Source organism: Microbulbifer donghaiensis (genome assembly GCF_900129095.1).
Taxonomy (GTDB): domain Bacteria; phylum Pseudomonadota; class Gammaproteobacteria; order Pseudomonadales; family Cellvibrionaceae; genus Microbulbifer; species Microbulbifer donghaiensis.
Genome location: NZ_FQVA01000011.1, coordinates 15070 through 32822, shown reverse-complemented (window position 1 = coordinate 32822; position 17753 = coordinate 15070). Strand labels below are relative to the sequence as shown.

The window sequence follows — 17753 nt, the reverse complement described above, 5'->3', positions numbered from 1 at the left end:
CATCAACGCCAATGATCCACCACTCAGATCGAGGGGTTCAATACTGTTCGGCGCTGTACCAAAAGGAACTGAGGAAAAGCGGCATTCAGCCATCGATGACCGACGGGTACGATTGCTATCAAAATGCACTGGCTGAGCGCGTCAATGGCATCCTGAAACAGGAGTTCCTCACGGTCCGCTGTCGCACATTTGCGGAACTACAGGCGCTCCTCACTGAGTCGATCTACGCCTACAATCACCTACGGCCGCACTTGAGCCTCGGCATGGAAACGCCAGAATCTGTGCACAAAAAAGCCAGCTCCGATCAGAAGCTGGCTTAATTGAAAACCGTCAACGTATTTCAGGACGGGACAAGAAAGGAATAAAAAAAGCCCCAAAAGGGGCTTTTTTAAAGAGTGGCAGATTATTCATCTGCCGATCTGTGAGACGCCAATCGGCTCTGCTTACACCGCTTCGCTGCCGGTCTCGCCGGTGCGGATACGAATCACTTCTTCGAGCGCGGTAATAAAAATTTTGCCGTCACCGATCTTACCAGTCTGGGCCGCTTTGGTAATCGCCTCGACGGCGCTGTCTACCATGCTGTCGTCCACGGCCAGTTCCAGTTTTACCTTGGGCAGGAAATCCACCACATATTCGGCGCCGCGATAGAGTTCTGTGTGTCCCTTCTGGCGGCCGAAGCCTTTGACTTCGGTCACTGTCATGCCCTGCACGCCCACTTCGGAAAGTGCGGTGCGGACGTCATCCAGTTTGAAGGGCTTAACCACAGCCGTAATCAATTTCATCTTTTGTCTTTCCCCTGGTTTGTCATTTCTGCGGGAATCTCGCCCGGCCCACCGGCCAACATCGGGGCCGGTGGTGCTTCAGAGCAATTATTTGCTCATGAATTCCGGATAAGCTTCCATTCCGCATTCCACCAAGTCAACACCTTCTTGCTCTTCCTCTTCGCTGACGCGAATACCGGTGATGGCCTTGAGCAGGAACCACACGGCGAAGGAAGCGCCGAAGACCCAGGCGAAGATGGTGCCGGCGCCGATCAGCTGTCCGGTGAAAGTGGAACCGTCATTGGTAACCGGCACCAGCAGCAGACCCAGCAGGCCGACAACACCGTGCACGGAGATGGCACCGACCGGATCATCGATCTTCAGTTTGTCCAGCGTCACGATGGCGAATACCACCAGCACACCGCCCAGGGCACCAAACAGGGTAGCCTGCAACGCGGTCGGCGTGGACGGCTCGGCGGTGATTGCCACCAGACCGGCCAGCGCGCCGTTCAGCAGCATGGTCAGGTCGGCCTTGCCGAACAGGATACGTGCGGTGATCAGCGCGGCAACGGCGCCACCGGCAGCGGCGGTGTTGGTGTTCAGGAACACCATGGCCACGGAGTGCGCGCTGGCGGCATCACCCAGCTTCAGTACCGAGCCACCGTTGAAGCCGAACCAACCCATCCACAGGATGAAGGTACCCAGGGTCGCCAGCGGCAGGTTGGCACCGGGAATGGCGTAGACTTCGCCATTCTTGCCGTATTTGCCTTTACGCGCGCCCAGCAGCAGAACACCGGCCAGCGCAGCAGCGGCACCCGCCATGTGGACGATGCCGGAGCCGGCGAAGTCGGAGAAGCCCAGGTCGCCCAGGTTGTACAGGCCGAAGACTTCCTTGCCGCCCCAGGTCCAGGAACCTTCCAGCGGGTAGATGAAGCCGGTCAGCACCACGGCGAACACCAGGAAGCTCCACAGTTTCATGCGCTCGGCCACTGCACCGGAGACGATGGACATGGCAGTCGCCACGAACACCACCTGGAAGAAGAAGTCCGAGGCGCCGGAGTAAACGGAATCACCTTCGAAACCGTTTTCCGCCGAACTCGCCAGTACGCCGTCCAGCTCGAAGGCCTCGATGCCGCTCAGCAACCAGCTGCCGTCATACATGATGGCGTAGCCGGTCAGCAGGTACATGATGCACGCGATCGCAAACAGCGCCACGTTTTTGGTGAGAATTTCCGTGGTGTTTTTCGAGCGCACCAGGCCGGCTTCCAGCATCGCAAAGCCGGCGGCCATCCACATGACGAGTGCGCCGCACACGAGGAAATAAAATGTATCAATTGCGTACTGCAATTGAAAAATTTGATTTTCCATCTTTCGCTCCGTTCAATCCCGATAATTTCGAAAAAGTTTTTTAAAAAATTAATTAATTCTTATTTGCTGCGTTAAATCGCATCCGCGCCGGTCTCGCCGGTGCGGATACGCACCACCTGCTCCAGCTCGGAGACGAAAATTTTCCCGTCGCCAATCTTGCCGCTGTGCGCGCCGCTGCCGATCGCTTCCAGCACTGCGTCCAGCTGGGCGTCATCCACGGCGATCTGCAGCATGGTTTTCGGCAGAAAGTCCACCACGTATTCGGCGCCGCGGTAGAGCTCCGTGTGGCCTTTCTGTCGACCGAAGCCCTTTACCTCGCTGACGGTGATGCCGTTGACACCGGCTTCCGCCAGCGCGTCGCGGACCGCGTCGAGCTTGAAGGGTTTTATGATTGCGGTGACCAGTTTCATCTTTGCTCTCCCATAGTCATGTGCCCCGCTCCGTAGAGCAGGGCGCGCCGTTTACCAGCTGTAAGTGGCTCCGGCGATAACCGAAGGCTCACACCAGTCCAGGCCGAAACATTCCTCATCGCTGATGTCGGTGCCGACCAGCGATGCACTCAGGCTCAGGCCGCCAAAGTCCTTGCCGACGCTGACGGAGTAATCGATGTAAGAATCGGATTCGAACAGGAAGGCCTCTTCGTCGAACATGTTCGCACCAACATGGAAGTCCAGGCTCACGTCGGCCGGCAGTGCGAAGCTGTATTCTGCGTAGGGGTAATAGAAGGCGCCGGTGGCAGCCCAGTAGTCGTCGGAATAGGCCAGACCCAGGGTCAGGTCGTTGATGCTGACGCTGCCGTAGACTTCCTGGTAGTCCTCATCCCAGTCACTGCCGTGGTAGGCGTAGTAGATGTAGCCAACGTCGTAGCTGACGGTATCGCTGATCGCGCCGCTGTAGCCACCGTAAAAGTCCTGCTCGAACTTGGTCTCGTCGTCGCCGTAGGCGAAGTCCACCTGGGAAGCCCAGGTGCCCAGATAGAAGCCGTTGCCGAAATCCAGATCCAGACCGCCCTGCACTGCCGGGCTGCCGTCGCTCTGGGAAATGCCGCGGAATTTGTAGTCGCTGACAACGCCGACATTGGCGCTGAAGCTCGGACCCGCCTCTTGTGCCTGGGCAGCAGTGGCAACACCCAGGGCCAGGGCTCCACCAGTCAGTACGGCAGCGATTTTATTCATTGTAATTCCCACCTTGATTCTCCTTGATCTCTGTGAATATCTCGTCTCGTCGACAGATTTTTGTAATCGTTGCAGCCTGCGATCAGCCTTGGGTGGGCCGCTGCCGGTTTGGTTGCGGCAGTTTTGTTATTTGCCTCGTGAGCTTTTCGGTCCCGTGGCGCTGTGTGATCCGCAGTGGAACATCTGCACAGGATTGAGTGCAGGCTTGATGCCAACTTTGCATTTCAAATAGAAATCAAGGAGTTACGTCAAAATTTGGCGACTTGTGGCCACAGCATGCAGAGCGGGAGCGAGTGGGCTGCGCACCAAAATGGTACCGTTACCGCCATCGCGCACAGATGTGGGGAGTGGACAGGTGCCACTGAACCAAGGTGGAGCAGCAACAGCTCGCTTTTGCGCTCCAAGGTGGTGAGTTACAATCTGGTGCCAGTAAATCAGGTGTTTTTAGTGATCGAATGTCGGGAGATGGCCAGTGGCAGCAGATAAATTGCAACAGTTGCTCAAAGAGCTGCAACAGCAGGGGGCAGTAGTCACCAACGATCTGCGCGATGCCCTCGCCGTCGCCCTCGGCAATCTGCCGCTAGTCTCGCAGCATGAGTTCGACACCCAGGTGGAAATACTGCGCCGCACCCGGGAAAAGGTGGCGCGCCTGGAAGCCCAGCTAGAAATCCTGGAACAGGCCGTGGCAGATCAGGAAAAAACCATTCCCCAAAACAAGCCACCGAGCGATTAAAAGTTTCCCGGAAATTTCAAGGATGAAATTTTGAGCCTCTCCGTCACCTACGCCCGCGCCCAGCTGGGCGTCGCCGCACCACTGGTTACCGTCGAAACCCATCTCGCCAACGGCCTGCCGGCATTCAATATCGTCGGCCTGCCGGAAGCTGCCGTGCGCGAGAGCCGCGACCGCGTGCGCAGCGCGCTGATCAACAGCCACTTCGAGTTTCCCCAGCGGCGTATCACCGTCAACCTGGCACCCGCCGACCTGCCCAAGGAGGGCGGCCGCTACGATCTGGCGATTGCGATCGGCATCCTCGCCGCGTCCGGGCAGGTGCCCGGCGAACGCCTGGAGGATTATGAATTTCTCGGCGAACTGGCACTGACGGGCGGCCTGCGCGAAGTGACCGGCAGCCTGCCCGCCGCCATCGCCAGCGCTGCGGCACAGCGCAAATTAGTGGTGCCGCAGGAATCCGGTGCCGAAGCCGCGCTGGCCGGGGGGGAAGTCAAAGTCGCGCAGTCGCTGCTACAGGTGTGTGCCGAACTGCACGGGCGCGAGCCGCTGCCCGCGGCATTGCGTCAGGTCGAAGAGACCGTTGCCGACTGCGCGGACCTGGCCGATGTGCGCGGCCAGCTGAAGGCCAGGCGCGCACTGGAGGTTGCCGCAGCCGGCGGCCACAATCTGCTGTTCTACGGCCCGCCGGGCACCGGCAAAACCATGCTCGCCAGCCGCCTGCCCGGCATATTGCCGCCGCTCGACACGCGGGAGTTGATCGAGGTGGCCGCCGTCTACTCCAGCGCGGGACTGCCGCACCTGCAGCGGCGCCCTTTCCGTGCGCCACACCACAGCGCCTCGCCGACCGCGCTGGTCGGCGGTGGCAGCAATCCGAAACCGGGGGAAATTTCCCTCGCGCACCGCGGCGTGCTGTTCCTGGATGAAATGCCAGAGTTCCCCCGCCACGCGCTGGAGATATTACGTGAGCCACTGGAAAGCGGTGAGGTGCGCATCTCGCGAGCCCGCGCGCAAGTCACCTACCCGGCCGACTTCCAGCTGGTCGGCGCGATGAATCCCTGCCCCTGCGGCTATCTGGGCGAACCCCGCTGCCGCTGCACGCCGGATCAGATAGACCGCTACCGCAACAAGCTGTCCGGTCCGCTGCTCGATCGCATCGATATGCAGGTAGAGGTTGCGAGTATGTCCGCAAGTCAGCTGCAGGAGGCACCCGCCGGCGAGTCCTCCGAGGAGGTACGCGGCAGGGTCGTCGCCGCGCGAGCGCGGCAAATTGCCAGGCAGGGAAGAATCAACGCGCAGTTGCAGGGCGCAGAACTGGATCGCTACTGCGCGCTCGGGAAAAGCGAACAACAGTTGCTGCGGCAATCGGTGGAACAGCTCGGCCTGTCCGCGCGCAGCTATCACCGCGTATTGAAAGTCGCGCGCACCCTGACGGACCTGGTCGGCGCCGAACAGATCGGCGCGGGACAGATTGCCGAAGCGCTGGCGTATCGCAATCTGGATCGGAGCGGCAGAGTCACAACGATCGGCTGAGAGCCGTCTTGCCGGCGGTTCACGGCGCCAGCAGCACGATTGACCACTTAGTTTTGTTACTCAATCAGGAGTGAAGCAGCCTCGCAAGCCTTGTAGTATTCGGTTTCGATGTCGAATTTAAAAACCATCACAGTCAAAAACGAATTACTAAATGCATACGACCATGAAATCTTTCTTAGTTCTTTGTATTTGTATAAGCCTGGCCGCTTGCGGTGGCGGTGGCGGTGGCGGTGGCGGTGGCGGTGGCGGTGGCGGTGGCGGTGGCACGGAGGATCCATCAGCCGGAACTGCACCGTCACAACCTGAGACCGAGTTATTACAACAGGAAATTAACTTTCTGGAACCTGGTCCGCTGGAGCGGTTCGTCGGTGAGTACGTCGACAATCCGGCTGCCGGACCCGGCGAGGGTCAGGTGAACTACAACTCGAGTAACGAAAACGTAGCGACAGTCGATGGAGACGGCAGAGTAACTATTTTGGCCGCCGGCGACACCACTATTACTGCGCACAAAGAGGCAGATGAACGCTATGCAGCGGCAAACGTCAGCTATTTACTGACGGCAATCCTGCGTGTCAATTCGGTGAAGTTCGAAAATCCCGATGCTTTCAGGTTGTCAGTGGGCGACCATCTCGACAACCCGGCATACGGATACGGCAGCGGCGATATTCGCTACAGTTCTTCAGATACACAGGTAGCAACCATCGACGAGCGTGGAAGTGTCACTCTAGTTGGCCTCGGCACAGCCACGATTACAGCTGAACAGGTGGCTGACTCCTATTATTCAAGCGCGACGTCCAGTTTCCGCGTTGCCGCCTCGGTTCCCATGACGGCGTGGATCGGTGAAACTGACACCGTCGTCGTGCTACCACCGAGTCTAGCGGGCGTGGAGTTTTATCGAACAACTGACGCCAACTGCGATCTAGCCTCTTACAGCAGTTGCTCAAATAGCGAATTTAACATTCTCGATGGATACGAAATTGTCGATACCACGGCAACCCTGTCACGCCCGGCGTTTTACAGCCTCGTTCACGGAAACCATAAGAGCGTCGTTTCGATTTCTGGCCATTATCTTACAGCCCAGTTGCACCATCAGGCGGTAAAGCACGATGGCATGCTCTGGTTGTTTAGCGATGAAGTCTCCGGCAACAAAGTGTGGAACTCCCACGATGGTATAGGCTGGAACCTCGTAACCCAAGATCTGCCTTTTTCCGGAGCAAGTTCATACCGAGCTGTCAGCTTTAACGGCCGTCTCTGGGTAATCGGTGGCCGAGACGATCAGATAACGAATGGCATTTGGTCATCCGCAGATGGAGAAAACTGGGTAGAGGAGACCGCAAATGCCGCTTTCTTTCCTCGCCGCGGACACCAGGTGGCCAACTTCAATGGCAAACTCTGGTTGACTGGGGGAATTGGTGAGTCTTCCGAATACCTCAGTGACGTTTGGTCATCACATGATGGGGTTCAGTGGATATTGGAAAGGCGCAACACAGAGTTTTCCGCACGCTGGGGCCACCAGATGGTGGTCCATCACGACCGTCTCTGGATCATTGGCGGCAATGCTCCATCGCGCGCAAATGATGTGTGGATGTCAAACGACGGACTGAGCTGGAATCTCGTTACGGCGCAAGCTGCTTTTTCCGGGCGCCATGGTTTTCGTGTGACCAGCCACGCTGACAAACTCTGGCTCAGTGGCGGCTTCGACGGTAAAAATTACGAGAGTGATGTTTGGTCATCCGATGATGGCAGCGACTGGCAACCAGTCACGAACAATGCCGGCTTTTCCGCCAGGATCGATCATGAACTTACAAGCCATAATGATCGACTGTTGTTGATCGGTGGCCAGTCCGGTGACGAAGCCTACCTGAATGATATCTGGTCTTCGCAATCCGGCTTGAATTGGTATAGAGAAGCCCCAAGCGCCGTATTTTCATCGCGCATTTCGCATCAAGCGGTCCACTTTAAGGGTCAACTCTGGCTGATCGGTGGTTATGATGGCCTGCACCGCAACGATGTTTGGGCCTCGGTTGACGGCGGCGCGACCTGGACCCTGAAAACTGCGGATGCGGGCTTTTCCCCGAGATCAGGCCACAAAGTTGTCGTCCACGGCGAACAGTTGTGGCTCGTCGGCGGGGCCGATGGGCGAGATGCATGGAATGATATCTGGTATTCGCAAGACGGGGTTACCTGGGAGGAAGTATTTCCTGAAAGTGACATTTTTTCTGCACGTAGCGGTTTTGATCTGGCCAGTCATGACGGGAAGTTATGGTTGGTTGGCGGCACCGATGATACTCATGCCCTTAATAACGACGTCTGGTCATCCACAGATGGACGCACCTGGAATCGCGTGGTCGAAGACGCTCCATTTACTGCACGACAGAATCACCAACTGATCAGCCATAACAATCGCCTCGTCTTAATTGGCGGATTCGACAATGCTTACAAGCAGGATGTTTGGACCTCTGTTGACGGCGCGGCCTGGCATCTGGCCACCGATTCGGCGGCATTCATGCCGCGGAATCAGCACCAAGCCGTGAGCCATGACGGTAAACTTTGGCTTACTGGCGGCTACGGATACGGCAATGACTACCAAAATGATATCTGGACATCAGCAGATAATGGGCAAACCTGGCAATTGGCTACAGATTCCGCCCCCTTTTCCGCCAGAGTAGAACACCAACTAGTTAGTGATGGTGATTATCTCTGGCTGATTGGAGGGCGGGAGAAGGCGCGTCTTATTGGACACAATGATATTTGGCGATCTCACGATGGCGTCACCTGGCGGAGACTGTTCAAGCGCGAGTTCCATTTTCACTAATTCACTCGCCACTGCTAAGGCTATGCCACCGGGGGATTGAAGGTGAATTCGATACACGTAGTTGGGCGTACCACCTAGGCACAGGTTTGTTACTATCTGGATCAGACAGCGGTGCAGCCGGTTTAGGGTTTCCGGTGGGTGGAGCTAACGCCGGTTAAGCGCTTTCGGGGTGATTCGATACAGACAGTGCTTCCGCAACAGGCTCCCCACTGGCACCAGCGGGTGCTCGAAGGTGTCCGGATCTCGCTGCATGCCGAGGCGCTCCATCACGGCCTGGGAGCGCAGGTTGGTGAGCGGCGTAAAGGACACCACTTCCGGGAGTTTGAGCTGTTCGAACGCCACCTGTAGTGCAGCCCGCGCGGCCTCGGTGGCATACCCGTGGCCCCAATATTTCACTCCCAGGCGCCAGCCGATTTCCACCGCGGGAGCAAACGGCATATCGTCGGTGACGTTCTTGATACCGACAAAGCCGATGAAGGCGCCGTCCTCGAGCCGCTCTACCGCCCAGAAACCCCAGCCGTATTTTTCAAAATGCGCCAGCTGCCGATCGATACCCGCATCGCTCTCGGCGCGGCTCAGCAGCGCTGGAAAATATTCCATCACCTGCGGATCCGCGTTCATGCCCGCGAAAGGCGCGCGGTCGCTGTCGCGCCAGTTGCGCAGTTGCAGACGTTCGGTCTTCGGTTCAATCAACATTCACATCACCATTTCACTTCTGGCCAGCTTGAGCTGGTCTTTATGCAGCATCTGGTAGTGCTTGCCCAGGCCTTCGGCCTTATCCAGCACTTGACGAAACACCGCCCGGGCCTGCTCGAACTGACTCTGCGACTTCAGAAATTTGCCGTAGTAAACAGAGGCATCGGGGCCGGGGTAGTAGCTGTGCAGTGCTTCGTACTCGTGCAGGGCGGCCGCGACCTGATTCATTCCCTCCAACGCGCGCGCATACAGCAGGTGTGCCTCGGCATTGCGGTAGTCCGGATTGCGTTCCTTCAGCTGGTCGAGAATGTCTTTGACCTCACTGTACTCACCCAGCGCAAACTGCGCGCGTGCCAGGCCGAACAGCAGATCCGGATCGTCGGCATGGGGTCCCTTCAGGCATTTGCGAAACAGTTCCCGGGCGTCCTCCGCCATGCCCCGATTCAGGCATTCATCGGCGAGGCGCATCGAATTTTCTACCGTGTCAGACACCCGATAGTTGTGCACCGCCTGATTGATATCCCGGTTGGGATTGATCACTGAGCGCACCTTGCGGCTGGCCTGCCGGCCCGCCCGGCTCTGCGACATTGTGGGCAGGACCTCGACAATCAAATAGGCGATCATGCCGGCCAGGGGCAGCATGACGACGATCCAGATCCAGGTGGTACTGCGGCCCGTCTTCAATATATGTACGATAAAGGCCACCTGCAACAGCAGGGAAAGAATTAAATATGGCATTCCTGATCGCCCCCGTTACTTTTATTTTTTGCCGATATCTGCGCTGATACTACACGCGATAGTTTGCCGTTATTTTTTCAATGCCAGTCTCTGCGTCTCGAGCTGCTGGTCAAACTTCTGCTCCGCTGCGTCCGCATAGGCACGGCAGTCGATTGCGCGCTCCTGCAAGGCTTCCTGCTCATAGTTCCAGCCGCTGCCGCCAGGGTGCGGTGTCAGCAACAGGTCACAGGGCAATGCGCGCACAGTTTCGAAAGTCGTGCGGTAGTCGTCGACGATGTGTGGATAGCCCGCGTTGCCCAGTAGCTGGTAGCCGGGCGCACTGAGGCTGTCGACATAGGCGATGGTGAGCGGTTTGCCCTGGCGGCTGTCGCGCCAGGTCCAGGCCATGCTGCCCGGGGTGTGGCCAGGTATGAAGTGCACCTGCAGGCGCAGGTCACCGAGAGAAATTTGCTCGCCGTCCTGCAGCAGTCGATCGGCTTTCATCGGTGGATAGAGGATGTCGTCGCCAAAGTGAATGTCGTCGGCACCGCCGCGCGCCAGCAGCGCAGCGGATTCCGCGTTGCTGACCACTCGTGCCCCAGTCGCGCGCTGAATCGCCGCCAGCGGCCCGGCGTGATCGCCGTGCGCATGGCTGTGCAGAATCAGTTTCAGGTCGGCGGGCTCCACGCCGAGCTTTTTCATATTTGCCAGCAGGTGCTCGGCGGACTGCGGCATGCCGCCGTCGATCAGAATCGCCCCCGCGCTGGTCTTTACCAGCAGTGCGCTGAGCTCACGAGTGCCGATCTGCCAGGTGTGCTCGGCAATCTGCAATGGCTGCACCGGCGTGCGCCAGCCCTCCGGTACCTGGTAGGCCTGCAGTTGCGGCAGTGGTTCGGGATGTTGTTCTGCAGCCAAAGCCCCACAGCTGAATGCGGCGATAAGAGCAGCGCGCAGACAAAACTTTCCAATCACTATGAAATTCCCTCTCCAATTATTTTTGTCGCCGGTGCTACCAAATAGAAGCATTCCGCCAGCCAGTCGGGTGCCCCGGGGTATTCGCTCAATGTGAATCCGAGCCCTTGATAGAGTGCAAGCGCCGCTCCGTTGTTCCGCAGCACAAACAGCGAACAGCGGTCGAGATGGAGCGCATCACAACCCGTGCCGACCAGCTGCCGAATCAATTGCTTGCCCAGACCGCAGCCGCGCGCTTGCGGCGCGACAATCAGTCGTCCGAGATGGCAGTGGCCGAGGCGTTCGTAGTACTGGCCGAACGCACTGGGTGCGCCCGCACTGTCCACCAACGTGTAACTCGCCAGCTCCGGCCAGCGGCAATCCTCGAGAAAAGTTTCTGTGGTGAACGGGTAGCGAAAGCTCGGGCCGCCCCACTGCTTACAGGCGCCGGCATCCGGCAGCCACTGCATCAGGGTCCGGAGATGTTCTTCTGTCGCGGTTACCAATTCCATGGCTCGGTTTCCCGATTTCCTTAAAGACTACTTTTTCTTGGCGAGCCACTTATCCAGCTGATCGGCAAAGGCCTTGCGCTCCTGCTGGCCGAGCGGTGGCGGTCCGCCGGTGTGCAGGCCGCTCGCGCGCATGGTGTCCATGAAGTCGCGCATATTCAGGCGCGCGCGGATATTCGCCGCGGTGTGCCGCTCGCCGCGCGGACTCAGCGCGGTGGCACCCTTGTCGATCACTTCCGCCGCCAGCGGGATATCGCTGGTGATTACCAGGTCACCGGCGGAACAGCGCTGGACGATCTCGTTGTCCGCCACATCGAATCCGGACGTGACCTGCATGGACTTGATAAAACGCGACGGCGGCACCCGCACCGGCTGATTGGCGATCAGGGTCATCTCCGTGTGCGTGCGCTCGGCGGCGCGGAACAGGATTTCCTTGATCACCACCGGGCAGGCGTCGGCATCGACCCAGATTTTTGTCATTTGTCCTGTACCTCGTCGCTGCGGTTCTGATCATGGCGTCCCACATCGCGGTCTGGGGGCGCGGCTTCATTGTCCCGCGGGGCACCCTGGTCGCATTTTTTACAATTCAAGAAATAACCGAGCATCTCGGCGCGTCCGCTTTCGCTCACGACCCAGGGGCGATTCTGCCACGGCGGGTCGTGGCGCACATGCTGGTTGTGGCCGCAGGCCAGCTCGGCGACCCAGTGCTCTTCTTCGTCACGGTGGTAACCCGTAATGGGCTGTTGCATGGGAATTCCGCCCGGCGGGAAACTCAGGGTGGCAGTTATAGCCAATCGGGCGCGGGATGTATATGCGGGAGCGGCACCGGGCCGCTCCCGTAGGCAGGATTCAGTTTTCGCCAACTTCCGCAGTCGGGTTCTCCGCCTTGCGCCAGCGCGGCAGGTTGCCGTTGACCGCCACCAGCAGGAAGATCGCCACCGCTATCGCGGTCCACACATCGAACACCGCCAGCATATAGCCGATCACCAGCGCACAGACCATCTCCAGCGGTTTCCGCACCAGCGGCGCCGCCACCATAAAGCAGGCGAAGGCCGTCAGTGCCAGGGTCAGCATCAGCGCGATGCTCATCAGCGGCTTGACCAGGCTGACCCACGGCAGGCACAGGTAGATAAACGGCAAGCCGTACACATAGTAGGAACCGATACCGCTGCGCAGATCCACCACCTTGTCGCGGCCGCTCTGCCACGCCTGCACCACCACCGCGTGCACACCGGTCCAGAGCACGCCCTGGAACGGGAACAGCGGCGCGATCACCGCCGACACGCCGTTGCGCGCCGCGACCGCCACCTGGGTGCGCTCGAAGTTGATATCGATCGGATCGTCCGGTCGCTCGCCCTGGGCACTCCTGATCATCTCCGTGCCGGTGACGAAATCGCCGAACAGGATCACATAGGCCACGAACGCCAGTGGCAGCACTTCCAGGTACATGGCCAGCGGCGGCCAGCCGATGGCCAGCGGCGACACCTTGGCCAGCGTGGCGCCGATCGGTGGCAGCAGCCAGCCCCATTGAATGTCGAACTGCACCTCGCCCGCGGCCACACCCACCAGCGCCGCGGCGAGAAAGCCCGGCAGCAGGCCGAGGCTCGATACGGCATCGACGATGCGGTTTCTTGCCCGCAACTGCTGAATCGGGCTGGAGAAAGTGAACAGCAGCGCGACGATCAGCGCGGTACTGGCACTGAGCGGGTGGGTTTCGAACAGCGCGACATCCTTGACGAACACCCGGTCCATCGCCGAGATGGCGGCACCGAAGATAATGCCCGCCTTCAGCGCCGCCGGCAGCGACGCCATCACCCGTCGCGACAGCCCGGTAAGGCTGAAAAGCAGCGCAATCGCGGCCAGGCTCAGCGACAGCGCCGTCATCACCTGGAAGCGCTCCGGCCCCTCGGGATAACCGCTGACGATAAAGGTCAGCACCAGCGGAAATGCCGGAGTCAGCATCCCCGGCGCAAAAGGCTCGCCGAACAGGATGAAGGAAGAACAGAGCACGGTATTCGCCAGCAGTATCAGCGCCACCGCTTCCTCGAAGCTGAGGCCGAAATAGCCGGTCATCACCGGCGCCATGATCATGCTGGTCGCGCTGGCCACCACCAGGCCCTGCAGCATCTGGGACGGCACCACTTTCAGGTGCAGCAGGGGAACGCACAGGGTGAAGGGCCCCCAGCGCCAGCCGCGGGATCGGTTGGGAAGTTCACTCATCGCACTTTGCCTCTGCTTATTGTTATTCGGGCAACGTAACTGTCAGTTACTTTCCAATCAGCTTAGGCGGGCGCGGGCCATTTCCCCATTACCTGCGGGGTAAGGCGCTACAGGCCCTTATACAACAGCGGGTGCTCTGCCGGCGCCGCCGCCAGTTCCGCCTCGGTCAGTACGGGCCCGCCGTCGTCGCGGTAGATGCGGCCGATCAGGAGGCGCGGCTGCACCAGCTGCGGGGCGGATGACAGGGTGTCGTTGTAGACGGTCAGGTCTATCACCCCGCCATCGGTCTTCAGCGACAGCGGATAGTGGCTGGTGTGCAGCAATTTCCGGCCGAGCTGCTGCCAGTTCTGCGGAATCGAGCCCGAGGCCTGCAGCCGCTCCAGCAGTGTCCAGCCCTCCGGGTCGTCCCCCTGCAGCGTCTCCATGGTGATGTACAGGGCCAGGCCGCTGGCCAGCGCGATGCCGTTCTCCAACCGCGGGCGCAGGCCTTCGGGATTCATCATCAGCTCACAGATATTCGCTTCGCCGGCCAGCAAATGCGGGGCCACGCGCGGCAGGAAGAACGCCAGCCAGGCACGGTTGACCGCCAGCAGGCGGCCGTAGCTGTCGTGCACGAAGGCCGGTGCCGGTTCACTCCGCTCCAGCGCCACGCGCATCGACCTGCGCAGCCACACCGACAGCTCGGGGCAGTCGAAAACGGACTGGTCGGCGGAGAAACCGGCCGCGGCCAGCAGGTAGGCGCGGTCTCGCGCCGACAGTTCGAAGATATCCGCCAGCGTCTGCGCGACAACGCGCGATGGCTTGGAGCGGCCGGTCTCGAGAAAGCTGATATGGCGGGTGGACACGCCGAGCGGGTCGGACAGCTGCTCCTGGGACAGACCCGAGGCCTTGCGCCAGAAATGCATCAGGCGACCGAAGGCACTCTCGACTTTGGACATCTCGACAAAGGGCAGCGCGGATGGCTTCATGACTGGAGCGGCTCGCTATGGTTCTGTGGCACGGGAATCCAATATAAAACGATGGGACTGGGAGTGCCACGAGCTGCATGTTAGGAGCCTGCCTGCAGGCGAATGACTGCTGAGTGCTGATCTCTTCGCCTGCGAGCAGGCTCCTACAAGGCAATTCCACCGCTATGACGAAGCTATAGAAAAGGCCGGACCGATAGCGCATCTCAAGCGAGTATTCACTCCAACACTGGTAGAATCGCCGCCTCAATGCGAACTCAAGATGTAGCTCCTCAATGACCAAGCTGAACCCCCGCCAGGCGGAGGCGGTGAAATACGTCGACGGCCCGTGCCTGGTGCTGGCCGGTGCCGGTTCCGGCAAGACCAGTGTGATCACGCGCAAGATCGCCTACCTGATCGAGGAGTGCGGCTATCAGGCGCGCAATATCGCCGCCCTGACCTTCACCAACAAGGCCGCCCGCGAGATGAAGGAGCGGGTCGGCAAGCTGCTGGCGGGCGCGGACGGCAAGCGCTCCAAGGCCAGTCACGGCCTGACCGTGTCCACCTTCCACAACCTGGGCCTGAACATACTGCGCAAGGAGTACCGCGCCGCCGGCTTCAAGCCGGGCTTCTCCATCTTCGACGCCGAGGACGCCCGCGGCCTAATCAAGGAGCTGATGCTGCGCGACGGCGATCTGGACACCGACCTGCTCGACCGGGTGCAGAACCAGATCTCCAACTGGAAGAACGACATGCTGACCCCGCGCAAGGCGCTGGAGACGGCGCAGAGCCCGGGCGAACAGGCCATCGCCGTGGCCTACGGGCGCTACTGCGACGCCCTCAAGGCCTACAACGCGGTGGACTTCGACGACCTGATCCTGCTGCCGGTGCAGCTGTTCGACACCGACCCGGAGCTGCTGCAGCGCTGGCGCAAGAAAATCCGCTACCTGCTGGTGGACGAGTACCAGGACACCAACAACTCCCAGTACCTGCTGGTGAAACTGCTGGTCGGCGGCCGCGGCGGCCTGACCGTGGTGGGCGACGACGACCAGTCGATCTACGCCTGGCGCGGCGCGCGCCCGGAAAACATGAGCGCGCTGAAGACCGACTTCCCCAGCCTGCGCCTGATCAAGCTGGAACAGAACTACCGCTCCACCAGCCGCATCCTCAAGGTGGCCAACCACCTGATCGCCCACAACCCGCACGAGTTCGACAAGGCGCTCTGGTCCGACCGCGGCCTCGGCGACGAGATCCGCGTGCTCAAGGTGGCGAACGAGAACGAAGAGGCCGAGCGGGTCGCCAACGAGATCTTCCTGCAGAAGGCGCGCCGCGGTGCCAAGTTCATGGACTTCGCCGTGCTCTACCGCGGCAACCACCAGGCGCGGCTCATAGAAATGAAGCTGCAGGAAAACCAGATCCCCTACCAGATGTCCGGCGGCACCAGCTTTTTCGCCCGCGCGGAGATCAAGGACGTGATGGCCTACCTGCGCCTGCTGGTAAACCCGGACGACGACAACGCCTTCCTGCGCATCATCAACACCCCGCGCCGGCAGATAGGCACCAGCACCCTGGAGGCGCTGGGCAACTATGCCAAGGGCCGCGAGATCTCGATGTACAGCGGCTGCTCCGAACTCGGTTTCAAGGAACACATCAACGAGCAGGGCTACGAGCGCCTGAACCGCTTCGCGCTGTGGCTTGAGGGAGTGCAGCGCAACTGCCGCGAAAACAGCCCGGACGCCGCGCTGCGCGAGATGCTCGACGACATCGACTACGCCGGCTGGCTGTCGCAGAACGCCAGCAGCGAGAAGGTGGCCGAGAAGCGCATGGAAAACGTCTACTGGCTGCTGGAAAGCCTGAACAAGATCATGGAAGGCACCGACGACGAGCTGGAGCAGGACATCCGCCTGGAACAGGCGATCTCCAAGCTGATCCTACGCGATATGCTCGAGCGCCAGGAAGAGGAAGAGGCCACCGACAAGGTCAGCCTGATGACCCTGCACGCCTCCAAGGGCCTGGAGTATCCCCACGTGTTCATGATCGGCATGGAGGAAAACCTGCTGCCGCACCGCAACAGCATCGAGGACGACAATATCGAGGAGGAGCGCCGCCTCACCTACGTCGGCATCACCCGCGCGCAGAAGACCCTGACGATGACCCTGGCCGGCAAGCGCAAGCAGTTCGGCGAGACCCAGGACACCACCCCCAGCCGCTTCCTCGACGAGCTGCCCGAGGAGGACTGCATCTTCGAGGGCTTCGGCAAGGCCACGCCGGAGCAGAACCAGGCCAAGGGCGAGGAGACGCTGGGCTCGCTGCTGAGTATGTTCGACTAAATGGCATGGCCGAAGGCGCCGCGAATACATGGAGCGGCCGGGCACGCCAATTAGCACAGCCGGAGGCTGCCCGAAGGGCGAGGGCCGGGCCCTCGTCATGCCGGACTTGATCCGGCATCCAGCCCCCAACTGGACACCGGCCTGCGCCGGTGTGACGACCTCCAATAAATGACACACCAACGGACACAAAAAAGGCCGCTCATAGAGCGGCCTTTCTACAATCAGAGTAAGCGGTCGCTTACTTGCTGCCTTCCACCATGTAATCCACAGCGGCTTTGACTTCATCTTCGCTGCAGTCCATGCACAGGCCCTTGGCCGGCATGGCGTTGAAGCCGTTGATGGCGTGGGTGTAGAGCGTGTCCATACCCTTGTCGACGCGCGGGCCCCAGGCGCCGGCATCGCCGAGCTTGGGCGCACCCGCAGCACCAGTGCCGTGACAGGTCGCGCAGCTGGCGTTGTAGACCGCCTCACCGCTGCGGGCCGCACCACCGGCGGCCGCCGGAGCCGCAGCCACTGCTGCCGCACACTCGTCGCCCTGCATGCAGGTTTCGCCCGCCGGCGCGATACGCTCGGCAATTTCCTGATCCACCGACTGCGCCATTGCAGCGGCCGCACTAACGGCCAGGGCCGCCACAATACTCAAAATCTTCTTCATCCTATCCCCCTAGAGGCCGACTTTTCCCAAAAGGCCGAACTGGGCGGCCCGTAGACTACCGGCACACTGCCGCATACTGCTACCAGCCGCGCATTATAAGCATTGTGCCGCCCGCTGCGAAGGGCTGTGACCCCAGACGGAGGAATCCCGGGAATCCCCGCTTTCCCGCACCCTACCCCTTCTGTATAATCCGCGTCCGCACTGGCAATAGCCCAGATGCCATCCGCCCCTAGCTCAGCTGGGTGAGGCAAGCGATTGCAAGGCACTGCCTTGCGCGCAGCCGAACGCCGCCAATCTTTGATTGGTGGCCGGACCCGAGCAAAGCGAGGGGAGCGTTGCCGGAAGCCGCAGG

At 60.3% G+C, this 17753-nt stretch carries 18 protein-coding genes; 5 read left to right on the top strand and 13 right to left on the bottom strand.

What is annotated here, in order from left to right; translation table 11 throughout:
• A partial coding sequence (locus BUC36_RS18310) for an integrase core domain-containing protein (protein ID WP_143187049.1) occupies positions 1–320 on the top strand: 320 nt, incomplete at its 5' end.
• 123 nt (positions 321–443) lie between these two features.
• Here BUC36_RS18310 and BUC36_RS18305 read toward each other — a convergent pair.
• From BUC36_RS18305 to BUC36_RS18290, 4 genes are all read right to left on the bottom strand, one after another.
• Positions 444–782: a P-II family nitrogen regulator gene (locus tag BUC36_RS18305; protein WP_043319767.1), complete on the bottom strand. Its 339-nt coding sequence runs from the start codon at positions 780–782 to the stop codon at positions 444–446.
• A gap of 87 nt (positions 783–869) precedes the next feature.
• Positions 870–2129 (bottom strand): ammonium transporter, encoded by a 1260-nt coding sequence (locus BUC36_RS18300; RefSeq protein ID WP_073277908.1) that lies wholly within the window; start codon positions 2127–2129, stop codon positions 870–872.
• 71 nt (positions 2130–2200) lie between these two features.
• The gene (locus BUC36_RS18295; RefSeq protein WP_073277906.1) at positions 2201–2539 is read right to left on the bottom strand and encodes a P-II family nitrogen regulator; all 339 of its coding nucleotides are present in this window, start codon (positions 2537–2539) and stop codon (positions 2201–2203) included.
• Between the two features lie 51 nt (positions 2540–2590).
• On the bottom strand, positions 2591–3304 hold the full coding sequence (locus tag BUC36_RS18290) for a TorF family putative porin (protein WP_073277904.1): 714 nt from the start codon (positions 3302–3304) through the stop codon (positions 2591–2593).
• Positions 3305–3776: 472 nt separating this feature from the next.
• On the opposite strand from BUC36_RS18290, the gene BUC36_RS18285 reads away from it, so the two are divergent.
• The 3 genes from BUC36_RS18285 (at position 3777) to BUC36_RS18275 (ending at position 8379) form a co-directional block, all read left to right on the top strand.
• Complete coding sequence (locus BUC36_RS18285) at positions 3777–4037, top strand: accessory factor UbiK family protein (protein WP_073277902.1); 261 nt, start codon at positions 3777–3779, stop codon at positions 4035–4037.
• A gap of 30 nt (positions 4038–4067) precedes the next feature.
• Complete coding sequence (locus BUC36_RS18280) at positions 4068–5564, top strand: YifB family Mg chelatase-like AAA ATPase (protein WP_073277900.1); 1497 nt, start codon at positions 4068–4070, stop codon at positions 5562–5564.
• 151 nt (positions 5565–5715) lie between these two features.
• Positions 5716–8379 carry a Kelch repeat-containing protein gene (locus BUC36_RS18275; RefSeq protein ID WP_084536282.1) on the top strand — a complete coding sequence of 888 codons (2664 nt, stop codon included), beginning with the start codon at positions 5716–5718 and terminating at the stop codon, positions 8377–8379.
• Between the two features lie 144 nt (positions 8380–8523).
• Here BUC36_RS18275 and BUC36_RS18270 read toward each other — a convergent pair whose 3' ends face one another.
• The 8 genes from BUC36_RS18270 to BUC36_RS18235 all read right to left on the bottom strand — a co-directional run bounded on the left by BUC36_RS18270 (position 8524) and on the right by BUC36_RS18235 (position 14440).
• Entirely contained in the window at positions 8524–9075 is a 552-nt protein-coding gene (locus BUC36_RS18270; RefSeq protein ID WP_073277896.1) for a GNAT family N-acetyltransferase, read from the bottom strand.
• Entirely contained in the window at positions 9076–9813 is a 738-nt protein-coding gene (locus BUC36_RS18265; RefSeq protein ID WP_073277894.1) for a tetratricopeptide repeat protein, read from the bottom strand. It abuts the gene before it with no gap.
• Positions 9814–9882: 69 nt separating this feature from the next.
• Positions 9883–10731: a subclass B3 metallo-beta-lactamase gene (bla, locus tag BUC36_RS18260; RefSeq protein ID WP_407661796.1), complete on the bottom strand. Its 849-nt coding sequence runs from the start codon at positions 10729–10731 to the stop codon at positions 9883–9885.
• 32 nt (positions 10732–10763) lie between these two features.
• Positions 10764–11255 (bottom strand): GNAT family N-acetyltransferase, encoded by a 492-nt coding sequence (locus BUC36_RS18255; RefSeq protein WP_073277892.1) that lies wholly within the window; start codon positions 11253–11255, stop codon positions 10764–10766.
• A 27-nt stretch (positions 11256–11282) separates the two neighbouring features.
• The gene (locus BUC36_RS18250; protein WP_073277889.1) at positions 11283–11732 is read right to left on the bottom strand and encodes a YaiI/YqxD family protein; all 450 of its coding nucleotides are present in this window, start codon (positions 11730–11732) and stop codon (positions 11283–11285) included.
• Positions 11729–12001 (bottom strand): DUF3565 domain-containing protein, encoded by a 273-nt coding sequence (locus BUC36_RS18245; protein ID WP_084536280.1) that lies wholly within the window; start codon positions 11999–12001, stop codon positions 11729–11731. The genes BUC36_RS18250 and BUC36_RS18245 overlap by 4 nt, the downstream gene beginning before the upstream one ends.
• Before the next feature lie 100 nt (positions 12002–12101).
• Positions 12102–13472 (bottom strand): hypothetical protein, encoded by a 1371-nt coding sequence (locus BUC36_RS18240; RefSeq protein ID WP_073277887.1) that lies wholly within the window; start codon positions 13470–13472, stop codon positions 12102–12104.
• A gap of 107 nt (positions 13473–13579) precedes the next feature.
• Positions 13580–14440, bottom strand: coding sequence for a helix-turn-helix domain-containing protein (locus BUC36_RS18235; protein ID WP_073277885.1), 861 nt, complete (start codon positions 14438–14440; stop codon positions 13580–13582).
• A gap of 272 nt (positions 14441–14712) precedes the next feature.
• Here BUC36_RS18235 and rep point away from each other — a divergent pair, with 272 nt between their 5' ends.
• Positions 14713–16746, top strand: a complete 2034-nt coding sequence (gene rep / locus BUC36_RS18230; RefSeq protein WP_073277883.1) for a DNA helicase Rep — start codon at positions 14713–14715, stop codon at positions 16744–16746.
• Between the two features lie 238 nt (positions 16747–16984).
• On the opposite strand, the gene BUC36_RS18225 is transcribed toward rep, so the two are convergent.
• Complete coding sequence (locus BUC36_RS18225; RefSeq protein WP_073277881.1) at positions 16985–17401, bottom strand: c-type cytochrome; 417 nt, start codon at positions 17399–17401, stop codon at positions 16985–16987.
• Between the last annotated feature and the right edge of the window lie 352 nt (positions 17402–17753).

Bases quoted from the DNA above. Each gene is read 5' to 3' on its own strand.
- rep (WP_073277883.1), top strand. From the start codon at position 14,713: ATGACCAAGCTGAACCCCCGCCAGGCGGAGGCGGTGAAATACGTCGAC.
- BUC36_RS18290 (WP_073277904.1), bottom strand. From the start codon at position 3,304: ATGAATAAAATCGCTGCCGTACTGACTGGTGGAGCCCTGGCCCTGGGT.
- BUC36_RS18270 (WP_073277896.1), bottom strand. From the start codon at position 9,075: ATGTTGATTGAACCGAAGACCGAACGTCTGCAACTGCGCAACTGGCGC.
- BUC36_RS18235 (WP_073277885.1), bottom strand. From the start codon at position 14,440: ATGAAGCCATCCGCGCTGCCCTTTGTCGAGATGTCCAAAGTCGAGAGT.
- BUC36_RS18225 (WP_073277881.1), bottom strand. From the start codon at position 17,401: ATGAAGAAGATTTTGAGTATTGTGGCGGCCCTGGCCGTTAGTGCGGCC.
- BUC36_RS18300 (WP_073277908.1), bottom strand. From the start codon at position 2,129: ATGGAAAATCAAATTTTTCAATTGCAGTACGCAATTGATACATTTTAT.
- BUC36_RS18240 (WP_073277887.1), bottom strand. From the start codon at position 13,472: ATGAGTGAACTTCCCAACCGATCCCGCGGCTGGCGCTGGGGGCCCTTC.
- BUC36_RS18245 (WP_084536280.1), bottom strand. From the start codon at position 12,001: ATGCAACAGCCCATTACGGGTTACCACCGTGACGAAGAAGAGCACTGG.
- BUC36_RS18275 (WP_084536282.1), top strand. From the start codon at position 5,716: ATGCATACGACCATGAAATCTTTCTTAGTTCTTTGTATTTGTATAAGC.
- BUC36_RS18250 (WP_073277889.1), bottom strand. From the start codon at position 11,732: ATGACAAAAATCTGGGTCGATGCCGACGCCTGCCCGGTGGTGATCAAG.
- BUC36_RS18255 (WP_073277892.1), bottom strand. From the start codon at position 11,255: ATGGAATTGGTAACCGCGACAGAAGAACATCTCCGGACCCTGATGCAG.
- BUC36_RS18295 (WP_073277906.1), bottom strand. From the start codon at position 2,539: ATGAAACTGGTCACCGCAATCATAAAACCCTTCAAGCTCGACGCGGTC.
- BUC36_RS18305 (WP_043319767.1), bottom strand. From the start codon at position 782: ATGAAATTGATTACGGCTGTGGTTAAGCCCTTCAAACTGGATGACGTC.
- BUC36_RS18265 (WP_073277894.1), bottom strand. From the start codon at position 9,813: ATGCCATATTTAATTCTTTCCCTGCTGTTGCAGGTGGCCTTTATCGTA.